General features: G+C 42.2%; 13 protein-coding genes. 7 read left to right on the forward strand and 6 right to left on the reverse strand.

Translation table 11 applies throughout. From position 1 onward, the window contains the following. On the reverse strand, nt 1-2,380 hold a 2,380-nt coding region (locus HWQ37_RS02025; protein WP_292743122.1), incomplete at its 3' end, for a beta strand repeat-containing protein. Nucleotides 2,381-3,759: 1,379 nt separating this feature from the next. Continuing rightward, on the reverse strand, nt 3,760-7,368 hold the full coding sequence (gene nifJ, locus HWQ37_RS02030; RefSeq protein WP_292743124.1) for a pyruvate:ferredoxin (flavodoxin) oxidoreductase: 3,609 nt from the start codon (nt 7,366-7,368) through the stop codon (nt 3,760-3,762). Between the two features lie 1,027 nt (nt 7,369-8,395). Here nifJ and HWQ37_RS02035 point away from each other — a divergent pair. The 4 genes from HWQ37_RS02035 (at nt 8,396) to HWQ37_RS02050 (ending at nt 13,630) form a co-directional block, all read left to right on the forward strand. Continuing rightward, nucleotides 8,396-9,409 (forward strand): zinc-dependent alcohol dehydrogenase family protein, encoded by a 1,014-nt coding sequence (locus HWQ37_RS02035; protein WP_292743126.1) that lies wholly within the window; start codon nt 8,396-8,398, stop codon nt 9,407-9,409. Continuing rightward, a complete protein-coding gene (locus HWQ37_RS02040; protein ID WP_465249657.1) occupies nt 9,402-11,651 on the forward strand; it encodes a pentapeptide repeat-containing protein in 2,250 nt (749 codons plus the stop codon). The genes HWQ37_RS02035 and HWQ37_RS02040 overlap by 8 nt, the downstream gene beginning before the upstream one ends. A gap of 91 nt (nt 11,652-11,742) precedes the next feature. After that, nucleotides 11,743-13,032 carry an AAA family ATPase gene (locus tag HWQ37_RS02045; protein ID WP_292743128.1) on the forward strand — a complete coding sequence of 430 codons (1,290 nt, stop codon included), beginning with the start codon at nt 11,743-11,745 and terminating at the stop codon, nt 13,030-13,032. Further along, entirely contained in the window at nt 13,025-13,630 is a 606-nt protein-coding gene (locus tag HWQ37_RS02050) for an RloB family protein (protein WP_292743130.1), read from the forward strand. Before HWQ37_RS02045 ends, HWQ37_RS02050 begins: the two co-directional genes overlap by 8 nt. A gap of 365 nt (nt 13,631-13,995) precedes the next feature. Here the strand turns inward: HWQ37_RS02050 and HWQ37_RS02055 are convergent, their stop codons facing one another. From HWQ37_RS02055 to HWQ37_RS02065, 3 genes are all read right to left on the reverse strand, one after another. Further along, complete coding sequence (locus HWQ37_RS02055; RefSeq protein WP_292743132.1) at nt 13,996-14,541, reverse strand: hypothetical protein; 546 nt, start codon at nt 14,539-14,541, stop codon at nt 13,996-13,998. A 44-nt stretch (nt 14,542-14,585) separates the two neighbouring features. Next, a complete protein-coding gene (locus tag HWQ37_RS02060) occupies nt 14,586-15,404 on the reverse strand; it encodes a type 1 glutamine amidotransferase (protein ID WP_292743134.1) in 819 nt (272 codons plus the stop codon). 326 nt (nt 15,405-15,730) lie between these two features. Continuing rightward, complete coding sequence (locus HWQ37_RS02065; protein WP_292743136.1) at nt 15,731-17,068, reverse strand: Mur ligase family protein; 1,338 nt, start codon at nt 17,066-17,068, stop codon at nt 15,731-15,733. A gap of 353 nt (nt 17,069-17,421) precedes the next feature. Here HWQ37_RS02065 and HWQ37_RS02070 point away from each other — a divergent pair, with 353 nt between their 5' ends. From HWQ37_RS02070 to HWQ37_RS02080, 3 genes are all read left to right on the forward strand, one after another. Beyond that, the gene (locus HWQ37_RS02070) at nt 17,422-18,009 is read left to right on the forward strand and encodes a thylakoid membrane photosystem I accumulation factor (protein WP_292743138.1); all 588 of its coding nucleotides are present in this window, start codon (nt 17,422-17,424) and stop codon (nt 18,007-18,009) included. A 170-nt stretch (nt 18,010-18,179) separates the two neighbouring features. Further along, nucleotides 18,180-18,788, forward strand: coding sequence for a hypothetical protein (locus tag HWQ37_RS02075; RefSeq protein ID WP_292743140.1), 609 nt, complete (start codon nt 18,180-18,182; stop codon nt 18,786-18,788). Nucleotides 18,789-18,918: 130 nt separating this feature from the next. Beyond that, entirely contained in the window at nt 18,919-19,404 is a 486-nt protein-coding gene (locus tag HWQ37_RS02080) for a molybdenum cofactor biosynthesis protein MoaE (protein ID WP_292743141.1), read from the forward strand. A gap of 41 nt (nt 19,405-19,445) precedes the next feature. Here HWQ37_RS02080 and HWQ37_RS02085 read toward each other — a convergent pair whose 3' ends face one another. Next, nucleotides 19,446-19,706, reverse strand: a complete 261-nt coding sequence (locus HWQ37_RS02085) for a VOC family protein (RefSeq protein WP_292743143.1) — start codon at nt 19,704-19,706, stop codon at nt 19,446-19,448. Between the last annotated feature and the right edge of the window lie 92 nt (nt 19,707-19,798).

Consider the following 19,798-nt stretch of genomic DNA (forward strand, 5'->3'; position numbering starts at 1 on the left):
AACTGTTAAAAGCAGCATTGGTGTTGTAAAGGAATCTGTCAGCACCCGCACCGCCTGTGAGTACGTCATTACCCGCACCGCCGATGAGGGTATCATTACCTGCTTCTCCACGCAGATAGTCATTGCCGCTCTTACCATCAATTTTATCATTACTCCCTTGACCATTAATCACATCATTGGAGTTGTCAAAACCAGAGATGTTATTATTTAGCTCATTCAGGAATGTAACCGCGTTTTGATTGAAGATGCTGGTAGGATTTGAGTCGGCATCTAAGACATCAAAACTGTCGGCAATGCTGCTCTGATCGTCCAATAGGATATTAGCGATCGCTAATCTACCACCCAATGCGGGTAAATTATCCAGATTTTCTAATTTGAAGTTTTCTAGAATGACTTTACTATTGCTGGTATTTGCAAAAGTGACTTCTAGATTCTTGGCATTTTGAGTTAATGTGCCTCTGAGAATATCTGCACTGTTGGTTCCAATGATGGATTTCTGGTTAAAACCCAAGGTGGTGGTTGCCACTGCACTGGTGTTACTAAAACCTTGTCCGTCATTGACGACAAACTTAATGACTCGGTTAGTAGTATTAAACGAAGTAGCTGTATTTTTGTAGGTAAGGCTATTAAGGACTTTCCGATAATTGGCAATGGTATCTGTGCCGTTCAGCGTAAGAGTGCCTGTAGTAGCGTTGTAAGTAGTAGTAATGTTACCAATAGCAGTGGCATTGAGACTTTCGGCTGCGCCATTTAAGAGATTGGTGATGGTGATGGTAGCACCAGCTAGGGTAGTATTATTGTCGCTGAGGGTGAAGTTACTTTTGATTATCGAGACAGGAGTACCGCTAAAGGTGGTGCTAAAATTAATTCCTGAAGAATTGCCGTTGAGGTCGAGAACGGGGGCGCGGTTGCCAAACACCACATAACTCCGCCCTGAGCCGTTGATACCGTTGGGAGATGTACTGGATGCCCCAATAATTAGGTCATCAATGCCGTCGCCATTGATGTCTCCCGCACTGCTGACAGAGGTGTTTGAGAGGTCACTTGAATTGATGCCGTTGATGGTAAAGCCGTTAGTCCCGTTGAGGCTGGAGATGTTGAATTGGGAACTAAAACTGCTCTTGCTGCCAAACAACACATAGCTCTGCCCTGGTTCCTTGTTAACACCAGATGCCCTAATAATCAGGTCGTCGATGCCATCGCCGTTGATATCTCCCGCACTGCTGACAGACCTGCCTAAGAAGTCACCGGGATTGATGCCGTTGATGGTAAAGCCATTAGTGCCGTTGAGAGTGGAGAGGTTAAGTTGGGGACTAAAACGGCTCTTGCTGCCAAACACCACGTAACTCTGCCCTGATTCCTCGCCGTTTCGGGAAGCACCGTATGCCCCGATAATCAGGTCGTCGATGCCGTCACCGTTGATGTCTCCCGCATTACTAACAGGCCTGCTTGAGAAGTCAAATTGTTTTATGCCGTTGATGGCAAAGCCATTAGTGCCGTTGAGGGTGGAAAGGTTGAGTTGGGCTTTAAAACCGCTTTTGCTGCCAAACACCACGTAACTCTGCCCTGATTGCTCGCCGTTGGGAGAAGCACCAGATGCCCCAATAATTACGTCGTCGATGCCGTCGCCGTTGATGTCTCCCGCATTACTAACAGATGTGCCTGAGAAATCACCTGAATTAATGCCGTTGATGGTAAAGCCATTAGTGCCGTTGAGGGTAGAGAGGTCAAAGTTTGCAGCAAAACGCTTTTTGCTGCCAAACACTACGTAACTCTGCCCTGACCTGTTGCCATTGGGGGCACGATCTGCTCCAATAATAATGTCATCAATGCCGTCGCCGTTGATGTCTCCCGCATTGCTGACACTAAAACCTGCTTGGTCGCTTAAGCCGTTATCAATGCCGTTGATGGTAAAGCCATTAGTGCCGTTGAGAGTGGAGAGGTTAAGTTTGGCACTAAAGCTACTTTTGCTGCCAAATACCACATAACTCTGCCCTGATTCGCCGTTGGCCCGAAATGCCCCAATAATCACGTCATCAAGACCATCGCCATTGATGTCTCCCGCACTGCTGACAGAGTAGCCTGAGAAATCACCAGGATTGATGCCGTTGATGCCAAAGCCGTTAGTGCCGTTGAGGGTGGAGAGGTTGAGTTGGGGGCTAAAACCGTTCTTGCGACCAAACACCACGTAGCTCTGCCCTGGTTTGGTGGTGTTGTAGAAGGGATAATTTGTACCGATAATCACGTCGTCAAAACCGTCGCCGTTGATATCTCCGGCACTGCTGACAGAGAAGCCTGAGAAATCACCTGAATTGATGCCGTTGATGGCAAAGCCGTTAGTGCCATTGAGGTTAGATAAGTTAAAAACTGAATTTGCCATCATTTCTCCAATGTTAGTTTTTATCAGTTATTTGTCGTTAGTCATTAGCAAAGACACTGATACCGCTTTGTGTAATTCGTAATTCGTAATGACGCTCCTGCGTCGCTAACGCTGCGCTAACGTAATTCGTAAGGGTTTTAGACGTTTCAAATGGGTGGCTGATTGCCGCCAATCTGTGTTATGAGGCTGAGTACTAAGCGGCTCGGTTAGAGTTTTTGTAAAAAATCCCAATCCAATTTGCTCTCCTCGCCTTCCGCGCACTGCCATTAAATTACCAATGTATGACTGCGTTGTAAATCAAGCGATGTTTACGACGAGCGTAGCTGCGGCACTTGCTTTCTTCTAAAATTAATTTGTATATCTATTAATATTCCCCCGCTTATCTTCTCTGATGCCTCTCTGCTGACACATCTGACCGATAGCGGTAATTGAATAATTTATCAGCTTGTAATTCGTAATTAAAAAATTTAATCACGAATTACAAGCAGTCTTTTGGTGTCAGCTAGTCAACCTATTTAACTTTGTAAGCAAAAATTAGTTTGATGATAACCGTTAAATCATCTAAATACTCTGATGAATATCTAAGCATTGTCAAGAGGCTAAGTGTGATTATTGATAAATTTAGAGTAAATTTTCGGAAGTGCTATATAAAATTTATGTTTAATACAACTTAAACTACAGCCTTAGTAAGGAAAATAATGACTTGAGTAACCAAAATGGTGCTTTTGTAACAAAAATTTTCGTTTTTGTAACGAAAATAATGAGTTTAGTAACCAAAATGGTTTTTTATAATCAAAATTTATCATGTTTGTTACAAAAAGAATTATTTAAGTAACCAAAATGATTCTTTTGTAACGAAAATAACGAGTTTAGTAACCAAAATGGTTTATTTCATAATCAAAATTGCGACTTGAGTTAATCAAGTCGTAATGTTTATATAGGAATCCTAAATCAGTTGTAAAAATCGAGAGACTCAGATCAGATCCCCGACTTCTCAAAGAAGTCGGGGATCTGATTATTCACAAATGATTTAGGACTGGTATAACTAAAGTCATATAGAAAACAATTAGGTATTGTAGGGTGTGTTAGACGGAACGTCGTAACGCACCATTAGCTTTTAGTACGTTACCACAACGTCAGTTCGCTCAAGTCGGGAAACCCGCCCACACGACTGGCTCCCCTACGTGTCTTTTCAAAGAACCAACTGGTTCCCAGCCTCCAGGCTGGGAACCCATTAAGAGAGGCTCCGCCTCATCTTTCTTGACAAGAGGCAGAGCCTCTTAGAATTCGTTCCCAGTCTAGAGGCTGGGAACGAGGTTAACGAGGTTAAGTTGAGTATTTGGGCTTTACAAGCGTGCCATTCGTATCAGAGCTAATCTTCAAAGAATCTCGCGTTTTGCCAGATATTGGTACATCTGCCAACGTGCATCTACTTCGGCTTGCGCTTGTTCTAACAAGTGTTTGGCAACGTCGGGTTTGCTCTTAGTCAGCATTTTGAAGCGATTTTCTTGATACATCGAATGTTCTACCGATTGCGTAGGCGATCGCATATCCAATTGCAAAGGATTTTTACCCTGGTTAAGCAACTCTGGATTATGCCGATACAGCAACCAACGACCTGATTCTACCAGAGTTTTCTGATGATTCATCCCTGTAGTCATGTCAATGCCGTGAGCGATGCAATGGCTGTAAGCAATAATCAGTGATGGTCCATCATAAGCCTCTGCTTCTAAAAATGCTTTCAGGGTATGTTCATCTCTAGCACCAAGGGCTACACTTGCTACGTAGACGTTCCCGTAGGTCATGGCAATCATCCCTAAGTCTTTTTTTGGTGCTGGCTTACCACTGGCGGCATATTTAGCAACTGCGGCTTTTGGCGTGGCTTTAGAAGATTGACCGCCTGTATTAGAATATACTTCTGTATCCATCACTAAAATGTTGACATTGCGACCACTAGCAATCACATGATCGATACCACCAAAGTCAATATCATAAGCCCAACCGTCACCGCCAACAATCCAGACGCTTTTTCTCACTAAGTAATTTGCAAGGGATTTGAGATTTTGAATTTGGGATTTGAGATTGGGGTCGAAAGTTAGGATTTCATCTAACTTCTGCTGCAACAGTTCTATCCTTTCGCGCTGTTCCCAAATGTCAGCTTCAGATTTTTGTTCAGCTTTGAGGATGGAGTAGACAAGGTTTTCATCTATTTCACTCCCCAATTTTTGCAGTAGTTCCGCCGCAAACTCAGCTTGTTTGTCGAGGGAGAGACGGAAGCCAAAACCGAATTCGGCGTTATCTTCAAATAAATTATTAGACCACGCGGGGCCGCGTCCTTGGGCGTTGGTTGTCCAAGGAGTGGTGGGGAGATTGCCACCATAAATTGAAGAACAACCTGTAGCATTGGCGATGACGGCGCGATCGCCAAACAATTGTGTTAATAATTTTAAGTAAGGCGTTTCACCACAACCTGCACAAGCACCAGAAAATTCAAATAAAGGTTCTTGCAGTTGTTGTTGGCGAATCTGATTTAATTTTAGCGATCGCCTGTCAGGATTAGGTAAACTCAAGAAGAAATCCCAGTTCTTCCGCTCTTGTTCTTGTAAAGGCAACTGCTGCGCCATGTTAATCGCTTTCCGCAATGGCTCAGATTTATCTTTAGCAGGGCAAATATTTACACAAATCGTGCATCCCGTGCAATCTTCTGGGGCGACTTGAATGGTAAATTTTTGATTGGCAAAGTCTTTATCTTTTGCACCAGTTGACTTAAAGGTTTCTGGCGCATTAACTAACTCATCTGCTTGATAAGCCTTGGCGCGAATGGCACTGTGGGGACAAACCATAACGCACTTACCACATTGCACGCAGACATCCGGCTCCCACACAGGTATCTCTTCGGCAACGTTACGTTTTTCCCACTTGGCAGTACCCACGGGAAAAGTGCCATCAACGGGTAGTCTGCTAACGGGTAAGTCATCACCTTCCCAAATCATGATTTTGCCCAGAACTTCTCGCACAAATTCAGGCGCACTATCAAGCAATCTTGGATTGTTGATTGTTGATTGTTGATTATTGATTGTTTGGGGGACATCTACTTTATGCAAGTTGTCTAAGGTGTTATCTACAGCTTGCAAGTTCATACGGACAACTTCTACACCTTTTTTACCATAAGTCTTGTCAATCGCTTGTTTGATTTTAGCGATCGCTTCTTCTTGTGGCAAGACACCCGCTAAGGCAAAGAAGCATACTTGCATAATAGTGTTAATTCTGCCACCCATCCCACTTTCACGGGCAACCTGGCTGGCATTAATTACGTATAACTTCAAATGCTTCTCAATGATTTGCTGCTGCACCTTCAACGGCAGATATTCCCAGACAGTATCTGCATTGTATGGACTATTAAGCAGCAAAATCGCCCCAGGAATAGCAGCCTTTAAAATATCTATGCGTTCCAGAAATCCCCAGTGATGACAACCAATAAAATTAGCTTGGTCAATTAGGTAGGTAGAGCGAATTGGCTCTTTACCAAAGCGGAGGTGAGAGACGGTCATTGACCCAGATTTCTTGGAATCATAGACAAAATAGCCTTGGGCGTAATTGTCGGTTTCTTCACCAATAATCTTAATAGAGTTTTTGTTAGCCCCAACAGTGCCATCAGCACCCAACCCATAGAACATTGCCCGAACAACATTATCCGATTCTGTAGAGAAGTTAGGGTCAAAGCTGAGAGACGTGTGACTAACATCGTCATTAATCCCAATCGTAAAATGATTTTTTGGCTGGCTTTGGGCAAGATTATCAAAGATGCCCTTCACCATCGCCGGCGTAAATTCTTTAGAAGAAAGACCGTAACGACCACCAATAACTTTGGGCAGAGGGGCGGAGGGGCGGAGGGGCAGAGGGGAATCTAATCCTAATTGCTCCCCTGCTCCCCAACCCTCATACAAAGCTGTAACTACATCCAAATACAAAGGCTCACCGGCGCTACCTGCTTCTTTGGTGCGATCGAGAACTGCGATCGCTTTTACACTAGTTGGTAATACTGCAACAAATCTGTGGACATCAAAGGGGCGATAAAGTCGCACTTTCAATACACCAAGTTTTTCACCACGGGCGTTAAGATAATCTACTGTTTCATGGACGGTTTCACAGCCCGAACCCATAAGAACGATAACCCGATCGGCATCCTTCGCGCCGTAATATTCATAGATTTTATAATGCCTTCCCGTGCGATCGCCAAATTCATCCATAATGCGCTGGACAATTTCTGGACAGGCGTTGTAGTAAAGGTTCGCGCCTTCACGTCCTTGGAAGTAGACATCAGGATTTTGGGCAGTCCCCCGCAAGACGGGACGATCTGGGGTGAGGGCGCGGCTGCGGTGGGCGAGTATTAGGTTATCGTGGATTAGCGATCGTAAATCGTCATCTGCAAGCAATTTGACTTTCTGCACTTCATGTGATGTGCGGAAGCCGTCAAAGAAATGCATAAACGAGACTCGCGTCTCTAAAGTAGCAGCATGGGCAATGAGAGCAAAATCTTGACTTTCCTGCACCGAAGCGGAACACAGCAGGGCGAAACCAGTTGCCCGAGCTGCCATCACATCACTATGGTCGCCAAAAATTGATAAAGCGTGAGTAGCCAAAGAACGGGCAGCAACGTGAACCACTGCGCTAGTCAGTTCACCAGCAATTTTGTAGAAGTTGGGTATCATTAACAATAATCCCTGAGATGCCGTGAAAGTGGTACTCAGAGAACCAGTTTGCAATGCCCCATGCACAGCACCGGCGGCTCCCCCTTCACTCTGCATCTGCACGACGCTGGGAATAGTCCCCCAGAGGTTAGGACGACTTTCTGCTGACCAAGCATCTGCCCATTCACCCATAGCTGAAGAGGGGGTAATGGGATAAATGGCAATTACTTCATTTAATTTGTAAGCAACACGGGCGACAGCCTCATTCCCATCAATGGTTGCAAAGATTTTGTTCATAATTTGATTTTTGTCCCCGCCTCTAAACTGCATTATCAGAACAGGTGAATAGAAGAATCAGCAATAGCTAGAATTAGAAAGTGAGTGTATTTATATACATTAAAGATTTAGCGGTAGGATTTACTCCGCATTCAAAGGATAATTTATTGATGGCTTTTGGCTCTTAAGTTAACCTTCAACCAATACTGCATCTATTAATATCTCATCTGCAATACTGCATCTATTAATATGCATTAATAATGTACTCAATCACCAAAGCCTCTATTTGATAAGACTTTAAGGCAGTTGATTCTTTTTTGTGGGGTATAGGGTCGGGAATCTCTGATATTCAGTAGTCTTGTAGTAGCGTGTCAAGCCAACTTTGCGGGGCTGCTAGATCCCCGACTTCTTGAAGAAGTCGGGGATCTGAACACCACTAATACCATTTCTTTGTGAGGCTGCGCCAAACCCTTTTAATCTTTCTTTCTTTATTTCTTCGTGTCCTTCTCTGACGAGACGCTGCGCGAATGCGTGCTTTGCGGTTCGTTTTTCTTTCTTCTACTTAAACATGGTTTAGCGCATCTTCATACAGAATTGGTATAACCTCTCAAAACTTTTGGGACAGAGTACTAGTACTCCATCAAGCCAACAATGCTTGGTGAGAAACTTCTGAAACATCTCTTTTTTTCTCTGACTCTGTGTTCTCTGTGCCTCTGTGGTTCGTTCCTCTCTCTACCCTTCAAACTTTGCTTGATGAAGTACTAGTAGTCTGTCAAATCCATTTTGACGGTTGTAGAGACGCGATAAATCGCCGTCTCTACAGAAAATTTATTCGTCAATTATTTCTTGGCAGACTACTAGGGACTCTTTACTGGGACAATTTTGATGGAGATTCAAGCCCCAACTAAATTAGCAAAAAGACCCTTTCCCAGTCCCCAGACCGCCTTGTTGTCAAAAATCGCAGTTTTCCCTCAAACATAGCTTTGTGTCCACCCTCTTACGCTAAAGTTGCATAAGAACGTGCATCTAAAGCCAGGAGGAAAAAATTGTGAAAGCAGTCTTGATGACAGCAGCTGGCAGTCCCGAAGTTCTGCAAATACAGGATGTGCCAAACCCTGCCGTTCCTGTAGGGAATACTGAACTATTAGTGCGTTTAGTGGCGGCTGGCATTAACCCCATTGACACTAAACTTCGTAGTCGAGGCACTTTCTACCCCGATCGCATGCCAACAATTTTAGGATGTGACGGCGCAGGTATTGTCGAAGTTGTGGGTGCTGGCGTTCAGCGTTTTCGCCCAGGTGATGAAGTATATTTTTGCTATGGTGGCTTAGGCGCACACCAAGGAAATTACGCCGAATATACCGTTGTCGATGAGCGATTTGTGGCACGTAAACCCGCCTCAATCTCCTTTGCCGAAGCAGCAGCAGCGCCTTTAGTATTAATCACCGCCTGGGAAGCTTTATATGAACGGGGACGATTAGAACCTGGAGAACGGGTTTTGATTCATGCGGGTGCTGGTGGTGTCGGCCATGTAGCAATTCAATTAGCGAAACTCAAAGGTGCTACTGTTTCCACCACAGTCAGTTCTGATGAAAAAGCTAATTTCGTCAAACAACTTGGTGCCGATAATGTAATTTTTTACAAACAAACAGACTTTGTGCAAGCAGCATTAGATTGGACAGATGGCGAAGGAGTAGACTTGGCTTTTGATACCGTAGGCGGCGAAACCTTTCACAAAACCTTCCCCGCCGTGCGAGTCTACGGAGATATTGTTACCATTCTCGAACCAAATGCCAACACTGTTTGGAAAACTGCTAGAACTCGTAACCTCCGCATCAGTTTAGAATTCATGTTAGCACCAGCCTTACTAGAATTAAAAAATAGTCTCCACCATCATGCAGAAATTCTCCAACAATCTGCCACCTGGATCGATGAAGGCAAATTAAAAATCCACGTGAGTCACAAATTTCCCTTAAAAGAAGCAGCTAAAGCCCACCAACTCATTGAAAGCGGTACTGTAGCAGGTAAAATTGTTCTGCTGATTAGTGACGAATTTGCATAATTTATCTTTTAAACGCAAAGTACACAGACGAGTTTCTCTGCGTACCTCCGCGCTTCCCTTAGCGTTCCTTTGCGTTTTACTCCTCCTCCTCCCTCTACCAGCTTCGGCACAACCAGAACGCACACCCCTAACCCTAGAATTATTACAAGAACGACTACGCACACCCATACTCCGCGAAGGAAATTTAACCGTAGATTTGCAAAAAATGGCGATCGATTTACGCCCAGAAAATACCAACTTTCGTGATGCTTTTTACCAACTCCTACGAAAAGAACTCGGTACAAAACCTCTAGGTTTAGACCTCAGCTATGCTTTAATTCTGGGGGATTTTGTCGGCAGCGATTTGGGATTAAGAACACCCTTATATGGAAAAGCGATGTCTGGCGACAAAGCACGAGGCGTATACGCACCCATTTTCACTGCTACTGAACAAGAAAAACTAGAAAGTTTGCGCTTCGTTTGTCGAGAGTCACTTGCGATGTCTACGACGGGCTACGCCTACGCTTTACCCAACTCCAAAGATTGTCGATCGCTTCTGGGAACAGAATCAACCCCAGCCAGTGAAATCGCCGTCTTTCGTGGTGTCTTAACACTGGTGCAAACTCGCTTCAACGGCGAAGTGAAATTCTCCAATACATTTTTTCTTCAGTCTGTGGATGCCCAAGGTGCAACTTTTCTCCAACCCACAAACTGGACTGAAACCAGATTTGCTCGTCCCGTTAATTTCACCAGTGCTAACTTCCAGCAATCAAGCAATTTTCAGGGCAGTATATTTTTTGAAAAAGCTAATTTTAAAAAAATTAAATTTCAGGAACTCGCCGATTTTCAAGGCAGTTTCTTCGAGAATTCTGCCAACTTCAACCAAACAACTTTTAAACAGCTAGCTAAATTCAGTAGTGTCCAATGGCAAGGAAATGCTGATTTTTCGGAAGCATTTTTTGCCAATCAAGCCCAGTTTACGAAAGCAAATTTTAATCAGTTACTCCTTCTAATAGAAGCGACTTTTGACCAAGCTGTAAGCTTCCGAGAAACGGAGTTTAACCAGTTGGTAAATTTGCAAAGTGCGAATATTCTAAACCAAGCAGATTTTAGTGATGCCAGATTTTCTAAAGAGGCTTGTTTGAGCGTATCTGGCTTAACCTTTAACTCCAACCAAGCAAAAATTTTAGGTAATCCCGGTGAGATTGGTAAGATGTTCTGCATCCCAACATTACAAGGTAATCAAAACATTTTGCGGAATTTGGGGCAAAATTTCCGTCAGCAACAGCAAATTGCCGATGCGAATGAACTGGAATACACAAAACAACGACTGCGATTAATCGAGTTTGGCCATCGTTTGACGGCTACAAATATTAATAGTGCAAGTGTTGCAAGTTTGATTAACTTGGGTTTTTCTGCAACTCAAGCCGAAGCGATCGCCCAGCGTCGTCTGGTAAAATCTTTTCGCAACAGTAGTGAGTTACTCACCATTGCAGACATCGATTTGGAAAAATATACCCAACTAAGCGATCGCTTAATTGTTGGCGAAACCCTTTCTATCGGTGGATGGTTACTGCAAGCTTGGGGTTGGTTGGCGTTGAGTATACTGTTGTTATTGAGTGGCTATGGGACAAATTTCTGGTTAGTCTTTGGCGTGGGAGGATTAGCGATCGCTTATTTCGGCTTACTATTTTGGCTAGTGGATCGCTATCGTCGCCTGCATCCCGTACCAATTATTCCCACATCCTACGAAACCATTTCGATATTAGTCAGTTTTAGCGTTTTAGAATTCTTCAGCTTACTAGCAATCTTTCGCAATGCTGAACAACCTTGGGTGACATTGGGGTGTCTGTTAATAATTCTTGTCCCCGTACCAATGGCTTTATTGATCCGACTTTACCAACAAGGACGGTATCACGATTTAATGGACGTTTCTTACTTCACAGAAGACGGCACATTTCGCCAGTTACGATTATTGATTGGGCGTTTACCAGTGATACCAAGGAATGAGACATTTCGGGAACGATATATGCCCTTGTTGTGCGATCGCCGTTGGAACTGGCTCAACTATTATGATTTTAGTCTCAACAATTTAGTTAAATTGGGATTTAATGATATTCGCCTCCGAGACGAACATTTACCAGGTATCATCTCTGCACTTGCTTGGTATCAATGGAGTTTGGGTTTAATTTACATCACCCTCGTTTTGTGGACACTTTCGCGTACAATTCCGGGGTTGAATTTGTTGATTTATCTGAAGTAATCCCTACCCTTTCAAACCAATTATTGCTACTCTTAAAGCAGTAAATTATGATTTATTTACAGATTTCTGTCTTCAGCCTAAACTTGATAATATGCTTATTGAATTTAGTATTGGTAACTACAGATCGTTCAAAGAGCAAGTCACCTTTAGTATGGTGGCAGCGAACCTTGTCGCAAAAGACAAACATCTCGATGAAAATAACGTTTTTGAAATAGATAATGATTTAAAACTACTTAAAAGCGCTGCAATATACGGTGCAAATGCTAGTGGTAAAAGTAACCTAGCTACAGCTTTAGGTTTCATGAAATGGTTCATGATTAATTCTTCTAAAGAGACTCAAAGCACGGAAAAAATAGGTGTTGAGCGATTTAAACTTAGCACTGAAACCGAAGCTAAACCATCTTTTTTTGAAATAGTATTTTTCATGAATGGCAAAAGATATAGATATGGATTTGAGGCAACTCTAGACAAAGTTGTTTCTGAATGGTTATTTTATGTGCCTAAATCCAAAGAAACTAAACTTTTTGAGCGCAAACTGGACAAGATTAGTGTTTCTAAAACATATAAAGCGGATGGCATTCAGCAAAAAACAAGACATAATGCCCTCTTTTTGTCTGTATCTGCTCAATTTAATGTCCAGATTGCAGAGAAAATCTTGGATTGGCTGGCAAACAGAGTCAAACTTGTCTCTGCTTTAGATGATAGTGGCTATCAAGGATACACAGTTAGTTGTTTAATGAATGATGAAAATAAAGATGAAATTATTCAGTTAATTAAAAAACTAGATTTAGGATTTGATGATGTAAAGGTAGAAGAAAGTGAAGTTACTGTTGATTCTTTACTTCTTGAATTCCCAGATGAAATCAATAATTTTATTTTAAAAAGTCCTAGAAATAAAGTGATATCAATTCAAACCATGCACCGTAAGTTTGATGATAAAGGAAATATTATATCTACAAAAGAGCTTTTTAATTTAAATAATCAAGAATCTGAAGGAACTCAAAAAGTCTTTTCTTTAGCAGGACCTCTTGTTGATACACTAAAAAATGGTAAAGTCTTAATTATTGATGAATTTGATGCGAGAATTCATCCTTTAATTAGCCGTGCAATTGTGGAATTATTTAATTCCAACGAAACTAATGCAAGTAATGCTCAGTTAATATTTATGACTCACGATACTAATTTGCTTAACAATAAGCTTTTTCGGAGAGATCAAATTTGGTTTACTGAAAAAAATAGATATGGTGCAACAGATTTGTATTCCTTAGCAGAATACAAGATACCTGACAATGCATCCTTTGAGAGTGATTATATTCAAGGTAGATATGGTGCAATTCCGTATATCGGAAATTTGAATCATCTAATCGACTCTCATGCCTAAAAAAAAGGAAATATCTCGTGGATACTCACCGAGAAAAGTTAATACGAGGGAAATTAGACAGAGATTCTTGATTGTATGTGAAGGAGCGAAAACCGAACCTAACTACTTTAGAAGTTTTCGTGTTCCTAAGAATGTCGCTGAAATAGACGTGCAGGGTTTAGGAGAAAATCCGAGCAAACTAGTTAAAAGCGCAAAGTATCTGAATGAACAAGAAGAGTACGATCAAGTTTGGTGTGTTTTTGATCGTGATTCTTGGACTCTAGAAGATTTTAATAACGCTATTAAAAATGCTAATGCTCAAGGGTTTCAAGTAGCTTATTCTAATGAAGCGTTTGAATTATGGTATGTTTTGCATTTTGAATTTCTCAATACTGGTATTCCTCGAAGTGATTATCTGAAGAAGTTAACTTCTTTATTTGGCTGCACATATCAGAAAAATAGCGAAACAATTTATGATGAGCTATTTGAGAAGCAATCTATTGCGATTAAAAATGCTGAAAATCTTCTTAAACAATATAATCCTCACATTCCAGTTAAAGACAATCCATCAACAACAGTGCATTTATTAGTCCAGGAACTCAACAAGTTTATTCAGTAAACATAATGAGTCTGCACAGTAAGCAGAAAAGCGCCGTTGCTGGTATAAGATTATTGATAACACGCTGAATGGATTGCAGCATTAGTATACGCCATTTTTCCGTTCTGGATTTGTCATTGCTATTCAATTCCATTCAAATTTTGCGATCGCACTTTCTATTTCTCTACCAGGTACTTTTGTTCGGGAGCATCCCAATGAGTGCTTAAATCTTTTCCCTCACCCCCAGCCCCTCTCCCATCTTTGGGAGAGGGGAGACATAATTCTAGTTCCCCTTCTCCCATGTTTGGGAGAAGGGGTTAGGGGATGAGGGCTATCAAGGTTTTTGCATATTTGGGATGCTCCCCTTTTGTACTTTTATCAGAAGACTATTGCCTACCTGCTGCTATCAAACGCTGATGCACCAAATACTCAAATTGATAGAGATAAGCGGCAATAATCACTCGGATTATAGTTGGGAATATCAGCAGAGATTGCCCTTGAGTCTTAAATAAAGTGAACACACTCAATAAGTCAGGAGATGGCGAGAAAAGCATTATAAGACCAAATGCTATTACCGACGAGAGAATATTGACCAACCAGCCATACAAGCCTTCCCACCAACTGATAAAACTAGGAAAAACTTCTGTTGCTAGCTCTGTTTCTGGTAATCGGCTCTCAGGAAACAAGCTATCTAAAAATCGATGCAGCCAATGATGAAAAAATGCCACTAGCACAATCGGAAAAAGTTGGGCTAGTAAACTAAATAAATAGGCTAACTTGACAAAAATAGGCTGGGGTAACAAGTGAGTTAGGATGGAAATAATTACCCAAAGATAGACGATCGCATACTGGAAACCAATCATCAACAAAATCAGAGCGATCGCATTTACCCAAAACCGGGGAGTAGGAATCCAAGATGGCCAACTTTGCATAAGTTTTTCTCTGGTGTATGAAAATAATAAAAAGCAAACTCACCTTAAGCTTTTGCTGTAGCAGCACTTGGCAAACTCACCTTCAAGCGCTTAAACATCGCTTCTCGTGCTTGGATAGCGAGAGTATCGTCAAAAGGTTCTAAGGTAATTTCCTGCTGATACTTTAGCCGCAGCGCTGTTTGAATTAACCAATCGGCGACAAAAGGATTTTTCGGTAACAAAGGTCCGTGAGAATAAGTAGCGATCGCATTCTGATAAAATGCTCCTTCTGTCCCATCTTCACCATTATTTCCCAAACCGTACACCACGCGCCCTAATGCTTCCACTTTTCCTAACTTGGTACGTCCGCCGTGATTTTCAAAGCCTACTAAATATGGTGTACTACCCGTCATCTCTTTTAAATCTCGCGCCAGACGTGAAGCTGTCACTTCAATCACCAAGTTACCAATACAACGCTTAGTATTTTCACCAGGATGCACGGAAACTAAATCGAGTATTCCCAAACCTTCAATGCGTTGTCCCAAGCCTGGTTCATAATAATGTCCCAGTAATTGGGGTGAACCACAAGTAAATACTCCCGGTGTGCCATTTTCGATTTTCTCGCGCATCGCGTCAGCTTTCGCGCCTTGCAAATCCCGCATGACAATTTCTTGCTGACGATCTTGTGCGCCACCACCCACGATTACATCTACAGTTTTAATATCTGCGGCTGTAGAATTTTGATCTAGGGGTAACACTTTCACATCGTATCCCCGCCATTGAGCGCGACGTTCTATAGTAATAACATTACCGCGATCGCCATAAGTACTCATCAGCGTCGGATAAAGCCAACCTATTGTTAATTCTAAATTTTGAGAACTCATAAATTTTGGGATTGGGGAATGGGGATTGGGGACTGGGGATTGGGGACTGGGGATTGGGGACTTACGGTGTATACAGAAGTTATCGAATCACTACCAGTTCTCGAATTACCCCACCCTAACCCTCCCCTTGCAAAGGGGAGGGAACTAGATTTTCCGGTTTCCCCCCTTTATAAGGGGGGATTAAGGGGGGTAATTCGACTTGTGTGTACACCGTAGGGACTGGGGATTGGGGATTGGGGATTGGGGACTGGGGAGATGAGGGAGCGAGGGGAGAAATAACCCATGCCCAATGACCAATGACCAATGACAAATGACAAATGACAAATTTAAAGAATTTTCCGCCCAGTTAGAACTTCTCGCACTTCTAGCATGGCTGAATAGGTGGGTAGAATGTGTAGAGTTTCATTATCTGGTGTATGCTCTAATGCAGTTGCGATCGCTTGTCGCAAATCTTCTTCAACTATTAAATTTAAGTTGCTCTCAAGGGACTTTTGGCTGTAACGTAGACGTAGAGCCAAATCGTAGACGCGATCGCCACTCACTACTAAAGTCCCGCCGCGTTCGACTAATTTCTCGGTATCCACGTCCCAAATCCAGGATACATCAGTGCCATCGGGTGTGCGATCGTTCAATACTAGCAATGTGGTTTTATCTGTGCTTTGAGTAACTACGCGAATGGTTTCATTCGTTCCCACAGGATTTTTTGATAATAATATCCGTACTCGTTTACCATTAATTACTAAATCTTCCGCCCGACCAAACGCAGCTTGGAAGTTGTTAATAGTATCTCTAATTGTTGCTTCATCAACTCCTAACTCAATAGCCGCAGTTGCAGCCGCCAAAGTATTATATTTGTTGTACAAACCAACCAGAATTTGCGACCATTCACTACTTTCGAGAGTTGGTTTACTTTTACTAAAACCACACTTGGGACAAGTAAAATCTCCCAAATGAGACAAATAAACACCCTTGTAATCTAAAGAATGTCCACATTTGGGACAATAAATAGAATCAACGGCGTGAGGAATTGCTTCTAAATAATGTTCTGGTTCATTCAAACCAAAGAATAACACCCGTTGAGGTAACTGCTGACCGAGATTAGATAAAGTTGGGTCATCAGCATTGGGAATTACCACCGTTTCTGCTGGTAGCGTAGAAATAACTTTTGTCCAACGCTTACTAATTGTATCTACTTCGCCGTACCTATCGAGTTGGTCGCGGAACAAGTTTAAACAGAGAATGATTCGCGGCTGGAGTGGCGCTAATACTCTTGGTACAATATTTTCATCAACTTCCAAAATGGCGTAATCAGTATTTAGCGTACCTAGTATGTTGGTGCTTTCTAACAGCGCCGTCATCAAGCCATTTTCCAGATTTGCACCTGTAGAATTATGAGTGACACGAAAACCCTTGCGTTCTAATATCGTGCATAAAAGCAGCGCTGTAGTAGTTTTACCGTTAGTACCAGCAATTAAAATTACCCCGTTTTTAACTTGCTGACTCAATAATTCTAAAAGTCGAGGTTCAATGCGACGAGCAATTGAGCCTGGTAATACACTAGCAGCACCCAGACGCAAAAATTGCACAATAAACGTCACACTTTTTGCCACTGACACCGCGAAACCCAATCGCAGCCTATCTATGAATTGTATTTTGTTTCCCACATCTGTACCCTAGTCTTCTGGCGGTTGCTAATTAAAAGTGCAAATTTAATCCTGTGAGTTTAGCGAATCCTGGCCGAAAAAGCCAGTCATCGCAATTTTGAATTTTGGAATTTGACTTCTCTCCGAGACGCACTCGCGTTCGCTCAGTCGAAGGATTTTGGATTGTTGAGCCTTACAGTTGCGCTACTTCGCCTTTGTTTTGACTTCTGCGTAGCTATACCAGCCACTTGCGAGAGATAATCTCAGTAGGCGTTATCTTAAAAAATAGTGCGTGGGCGTAATTACATATCCAGCCCAGTTTGCCAAATTCAGCACAAACTCACAACAAGTAGTAGCTTGCAAGGTTCCTTTTGATGAATAGCACAAAGTTTCTTTTTTTACATAAACAAATTATTGGCTGGCGAAAGTGGGTGTCCAAATGCCTGTTGTTGCTTGTAAGTCTTTTCATTACAAGTATGCAACCTGCATCTGCTGGTCTTAATAATGATTTATATGATGGCAACATCTTTGTCGTTTATGCTGGCAATGGTTCATTAGTTCCTCCCAGACAGTCACTCGCACAGACTTTAGCGGAACATAAACCCGTATTTTTGGCTTTTTATCTGGATGATAGCAGCGATTCCAAAAGATATGCCATTTCCATTTCACGGGTACAGGAATTCTATGGCCGGGTAGCAGAGATTATGCCGATTAATGTAGATACTATCCCGCCAAAAGAGACTTACGACCCAACAGAACCAGGATATTACTATGGGGGGAGTGTTCCTCAAGTAGTGGTGTTAAATAAATCAGGTGAAGTAGTTTTGAATAAAAAGGGTCAAGTAGCTTTTGAAGAAATAGACGATCAATTTCGTAAAATCTTTGATTTATTACCACGCACTGAAACAGCACAGCTAAAACGGCGAGCTTTTAACGAGTTTAGTAGTGAGTTAGCTAAGTAACTTATGGGGTAGACCAAATTGGTCTGCCCTAATTTTTAGTGATATCTGTTACTATATTGCCGCCGATGTCAAAGCATAATGATTAGAAAGTTAATCTATAGTCTATAAGTCCGTAACAACTGACTAATGACTAATGACTAATGACCAATGACTAAATAGAGTGTATTCTGATGTCAAAGGTTTACACCACCCAAGAGCTAATTCAAATTTTGGCAGCCGAACGCCAAGCTTGCCTCAAAGGAAAACGCCTAAAATTAGAAATAACAGTCTCTGGCAATCCTGTAATTGACCAGTTTATCAGCACTGATGGGTTGCAACAGTTTACTGCCTATCAAGATTTCAAAACTGCAATTCACGAGTATCAGAAAGAAAATCGAGTTTCCGGGATTATTTGGCGAGAAGTGACAGTTAAAGGAAAAAACTTGCACTATCCCGAAATAGATACTGAGTTAATTGCCCTCAATGGTGACTTAGAGATATTAAAAGCCGCTAAAAATTCCATCGTAGAATTTTGGCATGAAGTCTCTAAAGGGATGGATTTATACTTAAGTTTTAATAATAGTAAACAACACCAGCAAATTGTCACATCTGATGTAGAGAGAATTGTTCAAAGAACAGAGTGGGCAAGTTTGTGCAAGTGGGAAAATTCTAGCTTTTTGGAAATGATTTTGCAGCTAGGGTGGGGTAAACCAGAAGAAGCTTATTATAAACGAGGAAGACCGCGATCGGGTAGTGAATATATTCATGCAGTCAATCCCGGTAATCGCCCCATTGGTTGACTTCAGGAGCCAGGGAGCAGGGGGCAGGGAGCAGGGGGCAGGGGGGCAAAGCATTAACAAGAGCTAGTGGACATAGGTGAGCAACGCTTTTTCAGAGACAATAGAAAAAGCCCACATAATATACACAGTTATGACAACCACACTTGCCTCTGCTGTTAAACCAAGAGCCGAAGATAGTTTTGCCATTACCTTTGCGCCATTATCTCTGGAAGAAATCTACACCAAATCTGACGATCCAGCCAATGGTGCTGTGGTTGTGATGAGTGGTATGGTTCGCAATCAAACCGATGGTAAACCTGTGATTGCTCTAGAATATCAAGCTTATGAACCAATGGCATTGCGGATATTTTATCAAATTGCTGCTGATATTCGCTTATCTATGTCTGATGTGAATCGAGTCGCAATTTTTCATCGCGTTGGACGTTTGCGAGTTGGGGAAATCAGCGTTTTAGTAGCTGTGGGTTCTCCTCATCGGAGTGAGGCGTTTGAAGCTTGCCAATATGCTATTGATACACTCAAACACAATGCCCCTATATGGAAGAAAGAACATTGGGAAGATGGTTCTAGCAGTTGGGTGAGTATTGGTGCGTGTGAAACATTAGGAGAAAATTGTTGATTTGACAAAGAATTCAGAAATCAGAATGGGCTAAACCTTAGCTATCCGCTAACAGGAGTCAGATGCTGTGCAAAAGTACTCTTAAAGAACTCTGCAATCTCTATACGATTCCCACCGGGATCTCGGAGGAAAAACCGCGCGCATCCTGGAAGTGGTCGTTGATCGGGAATAATTTCGATTCCATGCTCTTTTAGGTGTTCTTTAAAGGCGTTCAAGTTATCGACTTGGAAACAAAAATGCCGTCTAGATGCTTGGTTATTGGCGTTTTTCTCTCTACTAACGTGCAGTTCAATGTCTCCCAACTTGTACCATGCTCCTGAATCATTTTTGATATGGTCTTATATTCATCTACATCTCTAAATCAAAGGACTTGCCTTTGCACATTGTTTGTGAA

The organism is Nostoc sp. NMS4, from assembly GCF_017115095.1.
In the GTDB taxonomy this organism is placed as follows: Bacteria; Cyanobacteriota; Cyanobacteriia; order Cyanobacteriales; family Nostocaceae; genus Nostoc.